This is a genomic window from Labrenzia sp. C1B70 (assembly GCF_000475395.1).
Taxonomy (GTDB): domain Bacteria; phylum Pseudomonadota; class Alphaproteobacteria; order Rhizobiales; family Stappiaceae; genus Roseibium; species Roseibium algicola.
Genome location: NZ_AXCE01000062.1, coordinates 593,753 through 606,121, shown reverse-complemented (window position 1 = coordinate 606,121; position 12,369 = coordinate 593,753). Strand labels below are relative to the sequence as shown.

At 59.6% G+C, this 12,369-nt stretch carries 9 protein-coding genes; 6 read left to right on the top strand and 3 right to left on the bottom strand.

The genetic code is table 11. The features are described from left to right. The first annotated feature begins 15 nt into the window (after nucleotides 1-15). A complete protein-coding gene (locus Q666_RS63620; RefSeq protein ID WP_031269631.1) occupies nucleotides 16-786 on the top strand; it encodes a sulfotransferase family 2 domain-containing protein in 771 nt (256 codons plus the stop codon). A gap of 109 nt (nucleotides 787-895) precedes the next feature. On the opposite strand, the gene Q666_RS63615 is transcribed toward Q666_RS63620, so the two are convergent. The 3 genes from Q666_RS63615 to Q666_RS63605 all read right to left on the bottom strand — a co-directional run bounded on the left by Q666_RS63615 (nucleotide 896) and on the right by Q666_RS63605 (nucleotide 6,110). Continuing rightward, nucleotides 896-1,618: a FadR/GntR family transcriptional regulator gene (locus tag Q666_RS63615; protein ID WP_031269632.1), complete on the bottom strand. Its 723-nt coding sequence runs from the start codon at nucleotides 1,616-1,618 to the stop codon at nucleotides 896-898. A 198-nt stretch (nucleotides 1,619-1,816) separates the two neighbouring features. Further along, on the bottom strand, nucleotides 1,817-2,731 hold the full coding sequence (locus tag Q666_RS63610; protein ID WP_023001723.1) for a response regulator transcription factor: 915 nt from the start codon (nucleotides 2,729-2,731) through the stop codon (nucleotides 1,817-1,819). Beyond that, nucleotides 2,721-6,110 carry an ATP-binding protein gene (locus Q666_RS63605; protein ID WP_023001724.1) on the bottom strand — a complete coding sequence of 1,130 codons (3,390 nt, stop codon included), beginning with the start codon at nucleotides 6,108-6,110 and terminating at the stop codon, nucleotides 2,721-2,723. Before Q666_RS63605 ends, Q666_RS63610 begins: the two co-directional genes overlap by 11 nt. 300 nt (nucleotides 6,111-6,410) lie before the next feature. On the opposite strand from Q666_RS63605, the gene urtA reads away from it, so the two are divergent. The 5 genes from urtA (at nucleotide 6,411) to urtE (ending at nucleotide 12,356) form a co-directional block, all read left to right on the top strand. Further along, nucleotides 6,411-7,697, top strand: a complete 1,287-nt coding sequence (gene urtA, locus Q666_RS63600) for an urea ABC transporter substrate-binding protein (RefSeq protein ID WP_031269634.1) — start codon at nucleotides 6,411-6,413, stop codon at nucleotides 7,695-7,697. A gap of 240 nt (nucleotides 7,698-7,937) precedes the next feature. After that, the gene (urtB, locus tag Q666_RS63595; protein WP_023001726.1) at nucleotides 7,938-9,560 is read left to right on the top strand and encodes an urea ABC transporter permease subunit UrtB; all 1,623 of its coding nucleotides are present in this window, start codon (nucleotides 7,938-7,940) and stop codon (nucleotides 9,558-9,560) included. Next, entirely contained in the window at nucleotides 9,557-10,795 is a 1,239-nt protein-coding gene (gene urtC / locus Q666_RS63590; protein WP_023001727.1) for an urea ABC transporter permease subunit UrtC, read from the top strand. The genes urtB and urtC overlap by 4 nt, the downstream gene beginning before the upstream one ends. A 4-nt stretch (nucleotides 10,796-10,799) precedes the next feature. Further along, nucleotides 10,800-11,546, top strand: a complete 747-nt coding sequence (urtD, locus tag Q666_RS63585) for an urea ABC transporter ATP-binding protein UrtD (protein ID WP_023001728.1) — start codon at nucleotides 10,800-10,802, stop codon at nucleotides 11,544-11,546. 114 nt (nucleotides 11,547-11,660) lie between these two features. Next, complete coding sequence (gene urtE / locus Q666_RS63580; protein ID WP_023001729.1) at nucleotides 11,661-12,356, top strand: urea ABC transporter ATP-binding subunit UrtE; 696 nt, start codon at nucleotides 11,661-11,663, stop codon at nucleotides 12,354-12,356. The last annotated feature ends 13 nt before the right edge of the window (nucleotides 12,357-12,369 follow it).

Sequence of the window (12,369 nt, the reverse complement as noted above, 5' to 3'; positions counted from 1 at the left end):
AACAGGGAGACGTTTTTGAAGTTTGATAGAAAGATCTTCTTCTGCCATATCCCGAAAACAGCCGGCACGTCATTGCGCCTGTCGCTGGAACAGGCTGTCGGAGACGCAGCCGTTGTTCCCTCTCAAGCGCTGATTTCCCATCATGGTGGCCGCTATCCGCCGCTTCACGAAGCCCTGCAGGAGCTTCAGGAGAAACCGGACTATCGCCTGTTTCGAGGACACTACGGCTTCTGGGTCCGAAGATATCTTCCAACAGATACGCTAACGATCGCGGTTCTGCGTGAGCCGGTGGAGCGTGTCCTTTCCCACATTCGACATTTTCTTGCAGATGGACGAATTACAGAGGCAGATGCGCTTGAAAGCCTGGATCAGGGAAGATTGCCTGTTCCCGACAATGCTTTGTGCCGATATCTGGGTGGTGCGGCCATAGAAGCAGTAGGACAAGAGCTGTCCGCCCGATTTCTTGATTCCAAATCAAATCCGATTGTCGATCATAACGATCTTTTCAAACGAGCTATTTCAACCGGTCGCTCGGTGGACATCATGGGTTTTACCGATGATATGCCGGCTCTCTATGAGAAGATCTCGCAAGAAACCGGCCTGCCCCTGACAATGCGGCAGGACAATCCGAGCCGCTATCCTGCGCTTTCGCTTTCAGATCGTCAGCTCGACACCGTCAGGAGACACAATCAACTCGATCTGCAGCTCTATGAGGCAATGCGAGCAGAGCGCAATTCCAACAAGTTGACACGGCTCCTAAAAAGAACAGGACTGTACCGAACCTGATCCGCTGCTACGCCCCTGTCAGCCGGAGCCCCCACTTGAGACCGTCGGCTTGCTGACGTGGAAATCAACCGCATGAACAATTCACTTGCAGGCAAATGGGCCGGAGGCGCTAAACCCTGGCGCCCAGCTTGACCTGAACGTTGAGACGGGACGCAGCGCCCTGAACATGAGCCGCCATGGCTTCCCGGGCGCCGGTCCTGTCACCTGCCTCAATGGCCTCAAGAACCCTGCAATGTTCACCCAAAGTGATCTCCACCAGGTCGTCCTTGGCGTAGATGTCGGATGTCACCCGCGTGGTTTCCTTCAGCCTGGAGGAGATGTAGCAGATGATGCCGAAGAGATAGGAGTTGCCGGCCGCCTTGCCGATTGCGCGGTGAAAGACGGCGTCGGCTTCCAGCCGCTGTTCGTCGAACTGCTTGTGCCCTTCCAGAATGGCGACTGCCGCCCGCATCTCCCTGAGATCTGCCCCAGTGCGACGCATCGCGGCAAGTCCCGCAGCTTCGATTTCCAGGAGGCCACGCAACTCGAACAGGTCCGCAAGGTTGCCGGACTTGTCGAGTGAGCGGATATCGACCCGGAAGGTTTCGCGCTCCGAAACAGGTTTGACGATTGCCCCGCGCCCTTGGCGCGATTCAATGACGCCATCAGACCGCAGCCTGGCAATGGCTTCGCGCACCACATTGCGGCTGACGCCAAAGGTTCCCGCGAGTGCATGTTCTGTCGGCAACGTATCGCCGGGGTTCAGTTCACCATCCTGAATTTTCGCCATGATGTCTGCGGCGATGCGGTCCGGCAACAGCGATGACCGACGCACTTCCCGAAACTCAGCCATGCCGGGCTCCTCTTCGCATTGCCGGTGGGTTATTCGTGTTCTTCAACGGCTTAATGCATCCATAGGACAAGCTCGGGTGCTTGTCGAGCCGGTCGGCACCTCGAGGTCAGATGGCCGAAACCCGCCATTCTCACGGATCGAACGCGATTACGGAAGCAGATTGCAGATCGAGCCGAGGAACCCGTTTCCCATGAAGCCCTAAAGCGCGTAGATCACCTCTGCTGCGCGAACGGCAGCGGAGGCCCTGTTCTCAACACCAAGTTTGACGAAGATCTGCTCCAGATGCTTGTTCACGGTGCGCGGCGACAGACCCAGAATTTCGCCGATATCCTTGTTGGACTTGCCCTTGGCGATCCAGATCAGGACTTCCGCCTCGCGCTGTGTCAGTTCAAAGCTGCCCTGAAGCGCCTGGACCTGCCCGGCTTCGTCTTCTGCAGTGACGCGGAACAGGTTTTCATCCGGGCCGACACGGCCAAGCGGGTGAAGTTGCACTGCCAGGTTTTCAGATAAGCCGAGCATGAAACTCTTGCGACGCTCGCCCGAGGAATTCGGCCCGTCCAGCCAGTCCCCCAGTGCACGGCCCAGCCGGAAAAGACTGGTTTCGGCAGCCCCTGTCTTTGCCAGCAGGTTGTGGATCTGCGGTGTCGACCACAGCACTGTCCCCTCCTGAGACACGGCCACCAGATGGCGCCCGGCTGCATCCAGCGCCACATGCGCGCTTTGAACCGACCGGGCATTCTTCAGATGCACCTTGATCCGTGCCTTCAGTTCGTCGACGTCAATCGGCTTGGTGAGGAAATCGACCCCACCGGATTCCAGCGCCTTTACCACATGTTCCGTTTCGGACAGCCCGGTCATGAAAATCACCGGTACGTGCTGGAGCGCCGGATTTTCCTTGATCTGCCGGCAAGTCTCAAAACCGTCGAGCCCGGGCATGACCGCATCCATCAGGATCGTATCCGGTGTCACCTTGTTGCAGATGTTGAGAGCGGTTTCGCCGCTGGTCGCCACCAGAACGGCTACGCCGGTCTTTTTCAGGGCTTCGGTGACGAAGCCGAGCGTTTCCGGGCTGTCGTCGACCACAAGGACCGTATCGCGACGATCATCCGTCATGTGTTTCCAATTCACTCAAGACGTTTTTGTAGGCATCGAAATCAAACCGGGCGAGATGGACATTCAATGCGTCGATCAGGGGCAGATTTTCCGGCGTTTTCGCCAGTTCGTTCAGTTTGGCCTCGATGCCTTCCACATAACCGATCTCCGCAAGCGAGATGAGATCGGCGACGTGATCGGCACCGGGTGATTTCAAGGGATCCTTTCGGGCAGGTTCCTGGTTTCGCTCGACCGGCTGTTCGGTCCAGACAACACCCATGTGTTTTTGCAGCAGGTCGTAAAGCTGGCCGATGCCGAAGGGCTTTGCAAGGGTTGCCGAATGGTGAGCCGGACCGTCCGGCCGCAAAGCCTTGTCACCGATGTTGGCCGACAGCATGATGATCGGCGCGCTGACGCCTCTGTCCCTCAGGTCCTCGGCCAGTTCCCAACCGTTCATTCCCGGCATCAGGATATCGATCAGGTAGAGATCCGGCCGCAGCGGCTCGACCGTCTCCAGGCAGGCCCTGCCCGTATCCGCCTCGACGACGGCAAATCCGATCGGTTTCAGGATATCGCAGACAAGCGCACGGTGATCCGGATTGTCATCGATCACGGCAACCGTCTTCCGCTCGCCTTCGTAACCTCGCACCTGTCTTTCCAGGCGGATGGTATCGACAGGCCGGTCGACAGCCGCCAGCATCAGTCGCACTTCAAAGGAAGCGCCCTTCCCCGGTTCGCTGGACAGCGCAATGGCTCCACCCATGGTTTCCGTCAGAAGCTTGGTAATGGTCAGCCCGAGCCCCAACCCCGGTGTCTTCGCCCCGTCCGCGGTCTTGCTGCGGCCGAATGGTTCGAAAATCTTGACCTGTTCGTCAAGCGCGATGCCCGGCCCGCTGTCCGACACGACAAAGCTGGCCACCTGTGACCGGTAACTGACCGAAAACGAAACAGTGCCCTCGGAGGTGAACTTGATCGCATTCGACAGGAGGTTCACCAGGATCTGCCGCAGGCGCTTTTCATCAGTTCGAACAAACACCGGCAGGTTGGGTGCGCGCGCATAGTTGAAGCCAAGCCCCTTGGCAGCCGCCTGCATGCGGAACATGTCGACGATCTGATCCAGGAACTCGTGAATGTTGATCTCGTTGGAATAGATCTGCAGCCTGCCAGCCTCGATCCGCGAAATATCCAGAAGGCCGTCGATCAGCCCTGACAGATGCTCGGCACTGCGCCGGATGGTGCTGATCGCAGGCCTGCGGGCTGTCGGCACGCTGTCGTCCCGCTCCAGCACCTGGGCATAGCCCATGACCGCGTTCAAGGGTGTTCTGAGTTCGTGACTGAGGCCGACAACGTAGCGGCTCTTGGCAAGGTTGGCGGCCTCGGCATCTTCCTTGGCCTTCTGCAGAGCCGCGTCGGTAACACCGTGAGCGTCGATTTCCTTCTGAAGCAGCGCGTTCTGGCGCATGGATTCCTCTTCGGCGACCCGCCGGGTGTCGTGAGCAAGCACCAGGAACCAGCAGGCAATACCGACGACGATGGCAAAAACAAAGAAAATCAACAGCACCGTCTGGCCGATGATGCCGGTCGGATCTCCCAGACGATTTTCCGCCTGGGCATAAATGATCCAGAGCACCAGGCCGATTGCAGCATTCGACAGAACAGAGATGAACGCATAGCGCCCCAGCCGGGACTGCAGGAACGCCATCGCGTTTTCCGGCAAAACCCGGCCCGCGACGGTGCCGACCTGATAGGACAAACGTGCCTTCGGCTTGCAGCTGTCGTGGCAGCGGGCATCGAGTGAACAGCACAGCGAACAGATCGGCGACTGATAGGCCGGGCAATAAGCCATGTCTTCCGGCTCGAACGGGTTTTCGCAGATCGAACAGGCGATGTGCTCCTTCGTCTGCCAGCTCTGGCGCGGCTTGCGAGCCAGGTAGAACCGACCCCTGGTCGCATAAGCGATCAGGGGCGCGGCAACAAAGGCAATGGCCATCGCCAGAAAGGTGGCGAGGGCCTCCGCCGTCTTGCCGAACTCGCCGAAGTGCGCGGCCAATGCGAGACCGGCGGCCAGAAGCATTGCGCCGGTACCAACCGGATTGATGTCATAAAGATGCGCACGCTTGAATTCGATTCCCGGAGGCGACAACCCGAGCGGCTTGTTGATGAAGAGGTCAGCCGAAATGGCGGAAAGCCAGGCCATCGCAATGATGGAAAAGACGCCAAGGGTTTCTTCCAGCAACCGATAGATGCCGAGTTCCATCAACAGCAGAGCGATGCCGACATTGAAGACGAGCCAGACGACCCGGCCGGGATGGGAGTGTGTGAGGCGCGAGAAGAAATTCGACCAGGCAAGCGACCCGGCGTAGGCATTCATGACGTTGATCTTGAGCTGCGCCACCACCACGAATGCCGCCATCAGCAAGAGGACGACGGTTTCGTTCGGGATCATGTAGCCGAAAGCGACCGCATACATGCGCGAGGGTTCGTCGGCATGATCAACCGGAACACCGTGCGACAAAACGAGGACTGCCAGGAAAGAGCCTGCAATCATCTTGGGGGCACCGAGAACAACCCAGCCGGGCCCGGCCAGAAACAGGGCAAGCCGGTGCCGGCGGCGGGCATAATCCTGCGCCGGAAGAAACCGCAGAAAGTCCACCTGTTCACCGATCTGTGCCATCAGCGCCAGAATGACTGCGGAGGCTGCGCCGAAGCTGACCAGGTTGATGCTGTCCCAGCCGCCAGCTGTCGTACGCGGCGCCTGTGTGACCGGGTCGATGCCGGAAAACGTCAACCACTCGCCGACGGCCTGCCAGTCGGTGAAGGCAATGAAGACGAACGGCAGGATGTTCAGGATGATCCAGAAGGGTTGGGTTGCGAGCTGAAAGCGGCTGATCCAGGTAATGCCGTGGGTCACCAGCGGAATGACCGCAACCGCGCTGATGACATACCCCAGCCAGAGCGGCACACCGAAAGCGAATTCCAGCGCGCTCGACATAATGGAGGCTTCAATCGCAAAAAGAATGAAGGTGAAGCTGGCATAGATCAGCGAAGTGACCGTCGAACCAATGTAGCCGAACCCTGCACCACGCGTGAGCAGGTCTATGTCGACGCCGTAGCGCATGGCATAGCGGCTGATCGGCAGACCGACGACCAACAGCACCAGGCTACCGACCAGTATGGCGAGAAACGCGTTGGCAGTTCCGTGGGACAGGGTGATCGCACCACCGATCGCCTCCAGAGCCAGAAAGGAGATCGCCCCGATCGCCGTCTGGGAAATCGCGCGTGAGGAAAAGCGGCGCGCGCTCTTGGCGGTGAACCTGAGCGCATAGTCTTCCAGGGTCTGGTTGTTGACCCATTTGTTGTACTGGCGCCGAACAGGCAGAATGCGTTGGCGCGCCCTCACGCGTCCGCCTCCACACCGGCACCGAATGCCCAATAACTGGACATATGACTATTTATTCGGCAAATGCCGTTCTTCATCGCCCGCTTTCCGCCCCGTTTTTTTATTCAGCTCCTCTCTTCAGCACATTTCATGCCGTCTTTGCTTCTGGAACGCCGTGGCAGGCTTTCAAGCCGGTTACGTCAATTGACGTATGTTGCGGTGCAGTGGTGCCAGTGCACGATCCCTTCCTGACAGCGGCACACCTTCCAGCCGCCAATCGCCGGCGTGGGAACCGGTGACGTCAAGCAAAGGGGAACATCCATGAAAAACACATTCACCAAACTCGCATTGGCAGGCCTGATGGCCTCCACGATGATCGGCGGCGCATCCGCCCAGGAAGACACGATCAAGGTCGGCATCCTGCATTCGCTTTCCGGCACCATGGCCATTTCGGAAACCACTCTGAAAGACGCCATGCTGATGCTCATCGAAGAGCAGAACAAGAAGGGTGGCCTGCTTGGCAAGAAACTGGAAGCGGTTGTCGTTGACCCGGCTTCCGACTGGCCGCTGTTTGCTGAAAAGGCGCGTGAGCTGATCGAAGTCAACGGCGTCGACGCCGTGTTCGGCTGCTGGACGTCCGTTTCGCGCAAGTCCGTTCTGCCGGTCTTCGAAGAACTCAACTCGCTGCTGTTCTATCCGGTTCAGTACGAAGGTGAAGAATCCCAGCGCAATGTCTTCTACACGGGCGCTGCACCGAACCAGCAGGCCATTCCGGCCGTCGATTACCTGATGAACGAGGAAGGCGTCGAGCGCTGGGTTCTGGCCGGTACCGACTATGTCTACCCGCGCACGACCAACAAGATCCTTGAAGCCTACCTGAAGTCCAAGGGTGTGGCTGAAGAAGACATCATGATCAACTACACGCCGTTCGGTCATTCCGACTGGCAGACGATCGTGTCCGACATCAAGACCTTCGGCTCTGCCGGCAAGAAAACCGCTGTGGTCTCTACCATCAACGGCGATGCCAACGTGCCGTTCTACAAGGAACTGGGCAACGCGGGCATCAAGGCTGAAGACATTCCGGTTGTCGCCTTCTCCGTTGGTGAAGAAGAGCTCGCCGGTCTCGACACCGCTCCGCTCGTCGGCCACCTGGCTGCCTGGAACTACTTCCAGTCCGCAGATACCGAAGCCAACGCCGAATTCATCGACGCCTGGCACGCCTACATCGGCGACGACAAGCGCGTGACCAACGACCCGATGGAAGCGCACTTCATCGGCTTCAACATGTGGGTTGAAGCAGTCAAGAAGGCAGGCAGCACCGAGCCGGATGCCGTGATCGACGCCATCGTCGGTGTCAGCGTCCCGAACCTGACCGGCGGCTACTCCGCGATGATGCCGAACCACCACATCACCAAGCCGGTGCTGATCGGTGAAATTCAGGAAGACGGCCAGTTCGAAACCGTCTGGGAAACCTCCGGTCTCGTCGTCGGCGACGCATGGTCCGACTATCTGGACGGCTCCAAGGACCTGATCTCCGATTGGCGCGCACCGCTTTCCTGCGGCAACTTCAACACTGCCACCGGCAAGTGCGGCGGCTCCGGGTCTTAAGGGAGGAGACGGAGCTCGGGCGGGTCTTACGAGACCCGTCCTCTTTCCCCGGTTTTCCAACCGGAAAGGTTTGCCTGGAGAGTCGCTCTTAGCTCTCCCTTCATCCTGAGGAGGACCACAAGGTCCGTCTCGAAGGATGGGCGGCAACCCCGGAAGCAAGTGACCCATCCTTCGAGACGCCGCAATGCGACTCCCCAGGATGAGGTCGTCAGGTGAAAGTTCTAAACACCGGTGGACACGATGTCCTTGATGAGATCCTTCCTACTCCTCCTCAGCCTCGCTGCCAGCCTCCTTGCCGCACCGGCACTGGCCCAAAGCGATCCAGAGGCACTCCGTCCGCTGATCAACGACCTGGCCAAGGGCAAATATTCCGAAACCGAAAAGCAGATCGGTGCCCTTGTCGCGACCGGTGACCCGCAGGTGGCCCCTGCCCTCGAGGCCCTGAGCGATGGCGACCTCTACGTGCGCAAGGCCGATGGCGAAGTCTTCATCACCAGGAAGGCCGGCAAGAACTTTGCCCTGATCGACCCGCTGACCATGGAAACGACCGGCGAAGCGGCCAAGGGCGAAATCGACAAGATCAAGGTCAACAACAAGCTGCGCCGGGTGATCCGGTCAGCGCTCGGGTCGCTGACCCTGATGGCGCCCGACCCGAAGGTGCGGATGGCGGCTGCCGAAGCCGTGTTCAAGGCGAAGGATCCGGACAGTATCGAAGCCCTGGATGCCGCCATTGCCGCAGAAGCGGACGACGGCGTGCGCAAGAAGATGGAAGAAGCCCGGGCCGCGGCCGTTCTGAACTCAGATATGGACGAGGCAGCGAAACTTCAGGCGGTCTCGACGCTCGGCACGATGGGCAACCGTGATGCTCTGTCGCTTCTGATTGCCGTGCAATCTTCCTCTGAAGGCGCCTTGCGCGAAGCGGCAACCACGGAAATCACCAAGATCGAGAAATCCATCGCCGCCTGGGATGCAGCACAGAATGTCTGGTACGGCCTGTCGCTTGGATCCGTGCTGCTGCTCGCTGCCATTGGTCTTGCCATCACCTTCGGTGTCATGGGCGTCATCAACATGGCGCATGGAGAGATGGTGATGATCGGGGCTTACGTCACCTTCGTGGTTCAGGAATTCATTCGCTCCTCCGCGCCAGGGCTCTTCGATTATTCCCTGTTCATCGCCCTGCCACTTGCCTTCCTCACCTCAGGACTGGTGGGCGTTGCCATCGAGCGTGGCGTGATCCGCTGGCTGTACGGACGCCCGCTGGAAACACTGCTTGCGACCTGGGGCATCTCGCTGGTGCTGCAGCAGGCAGTGCGCTCGATTTTCGGTCCGACCAACCGTGAGGTTGGCAACCCGGACTGGATGTCCGGCGCCTTCGAGATCGGCCAGATGACGATCACCTATAACCGCATGTGGATCATCGTCTTCGCGATGCTGGTCTTCGCCGGACTGATGCTTGTCCTCAAGAAGACCCCGTTCGGACTCTATACCCGGGCCGTGACCCAGAACCGGCGCATGGCCGCCTCGATGGGCATCCGCACTCCCTGGATCGACGCCCTCACCTTCGGGCTCGGCTCTGGCATTGCCGGGATCGCGGGCGTCGCGCTCAGCCAGATCGACAACGTTTCGCCGAACCTGGGCCAGGGCTACATCATCGACAGTTTCATGGTCGTGGTCTTCGGCGGGGTCGGCAATCTGTGGGGCACGCTGGTAGGCGCCATGACCCTCGGTGTCGTGAACAAGTTCCTGGAGCCCTATGCCGGGGCCGTGCTCGGCAAGATCTTCGTGCTCATCTTTATCATTCTCTTTATCCAGAAGCGTCCGAGGGGCCTGTTCGCCCTCAAGGGCCGGGCAGTTGAAGCATGATGACCTCTTTCCTCTTCCGCGCCATGGACGCCCGAGCAGGGATCTTCCTCGCCATCATGGCGGCCGTGATTGTCCTGGTTCCTGCCGGCAACCTGCTTGTCCCGGAAGGCTCGGCCTTCCATGTGCCGACCTACGCGGTAACGCTGATGGGCAAATACCTGACCTACGCGTTGTTGGCGTTGGCGGTAGATCTGGTCTGGGGCTATTGCGGCATTCTCTCGCTCGGTCATGCGGCCTTCTTCGCGCTCGGCGGCTATGCCATGGGCATGTACCTGATGCGCCAGATCGGGACCCGCGGCGTTTATGGCGACCCGATCCTGCCGGATTTCATGGTGTTCCTGAACTGGGGAGAACTGCCCTGGTACTGGTACGGCTTCGACATGTTCTGGTTTGCGGCGCTCATGGTGGTGCTGGTGCCGGGCGTGCTGGCCTTCGTCTTCGGCTGGTTCGCCTTCCGCTCACGCGTCACCGGCGTTTACCTGTCGATCATCACGCAGGCGCTCACCTACGCGCTGCTGCTTGCCTTCTTCCGGAACGACATGGGTTTTGGCGGCAACAACGGCCTGACCGACTTCAAGGACATTCTCGGCTTTGATATTCAAGCCGACACGACCCGCGCGGGCCTGTTTGCAGCCTCAGGCCTGGCGCTGGTCCTGTGTTTCCTCATCTGCCGGGCGATCACCCGATCGAAACTCGGCAAGGTGCTGGTGGCCGTGCGCGACGCGGAGAGCCGGACACGCTTCCTGGGCTACCGTGTGGAACACTACAAGCTGTTCGTCTGGACCCTGTCGGCCATGATGGCCGGTATCGCCGGTGCCCTTTACGTGCCGCAGGTCGGCATCATCAACCCGGGTGAATTTGCACCTGCCAACTCCATCGAGGTGGTGATCTGGGTTGCCGTCGGCGGGCGCGGAACGCTGGTCGGGGCCGTTCTCGGCGCCGTTCTGGTCAACTTCGCCAAGACATGGTTCACCGCCGCCCTGCCCGACATCTGGCTCTTTGCGCTCGGTGGCCTTTTCGTGGTCGTGACCCTGTTCCTGCCGAAGGGCATCGTCGGCACCCTTTCCCAGGGCTGGACGGCCTTGCGGCAACGGAAAGTCTCCAAAGACTTCGAAGCCGGGTCGGACCAACCTCCGAGCCAGGCGCCGCAGTCGCCCGCCTCTCCGGCCAACGTCAGCCCGAAAAAATCTGCCTCGACCGTTCCGGCGGATGCCGAACCCCAGCCCGCGGAGTAAAGCCATGGCACGATCTTCCAGTCTTCTTTATCTCGACGGCGTGTCGGTTTCCTTCGACGGTTTCAAGGCACTGAACGAATTGTCGCTGACGATTGCCCCGGGTGAAATGCGGGCCATCATCGGTCCCAACGGGGCGGGCAAGACAACGATGATGGACGTCATTACCGGCAAGACCCGACCGGACAGTGGCGAGGTCTTTTTCAACGGCACCGTGGACCTTACCGGCGAGGACGAAGCTTCGATCGCCGAACTCGGGATCGGCCGCAAGTTTCAAAAGCCGACCGTTTTTGAGAGCCATACCGTCTGGGACAACCTGGAACTGGCGCTCAAGGCACCGCGTGGCCCATTTGCGACCCTGTTTCATGTCATTTCGGGTGGTGAGAAGAAGCGGGTTGAATATCTGCTCGATCTGATCCGGCTTGGTTCGAAGAGAAGCGAGCTCGCAGCCAACCTCAGCCACGGCCAGAAGCAGTGGCTGGAGATCGGCATGCTGCTGGCACAGGATCCGAAGCTGCTTCTCGTGGACGAGCCTGCTGCCGGCATGACGGATGCCGAAACTGCCGAAACTGCTGAACTTCTGAAGGATATCGCCAATGATCACTCGGTCGTCGTGGTCGAGCACGACATGGTGTTTGTGCGCTCCCTGGGTGTCAAAGTCACCGTTCTCCACGAAGGCTCGGTCCTGGCTGAAGGCTCACTCGACCATGTCTCAGCCGACGAACGTGTCGTGGAAGTTTATCTCGGACGATGAGGAGTAGGCTTTGTCTTTCGCGTCTCGTCGCTCGTGGAAGTGATACGGCGATACCGACCACGAACGAACCAACGGCCACAAGGCGCATCGCGATCAGCCAAGGGAAGTCAGCTCATGCTGCAAGTTGAAAACATCGATCTTCATTATGGCGCCGCCCAGGCGCTGAAGAAGGTTTCGCTGAAGGCCGAGACCGGCAAGGTAACCTGTCTGATGGGGCGCAATGGCGTTGGCAAGACGTCCACCTTGCGTGCCGTGGCCGGTCAGCACGGCATCAGCGCCGGCAAGATCCTGTGGGACGGCGAGGACATCTCCTCGCTGGCAGCCCACGCCCGCGCCAAGAAAGGCATCGCAATTGTGCCGCAGGGACGCGAGATCTTCCCTCTTCTATCGGTAAAGGAAAATCTTGAGACCGGCTATGCCCCGATCCCGCGCAAGGAACGGTTCATTCCCGATACGATCTTCGAACTTTTCCCGGTGCTCAAGGACATGCTGTCCCGCCGTGGCGGTGATCTGTCCGGCGGACAGCAGCAGCAGCTCGCGATTGCACGAGCCCTGGTCACCCGTCCGAAACTTCTGGTGCTTGATGAACCGACGGAAGGCATCCAGCCTTCAATCATCAAGGACATTGGCCGGGCAATCTCGTGGCTGCGCGACCAGGGCACGATGGCCATCGTGCTGGTGGAACAATATTTCGAGTTCGCCCGTGATCTGGCCGACGATTATGCCGTCATGGACCGCGGCGAAGTGGTGCTCTCGGGCACGGGTGCCGACCTTTCTGAAACGGAAGTCCGTCGGTATCTGACTGTTTAGGCCAGGGGAACGT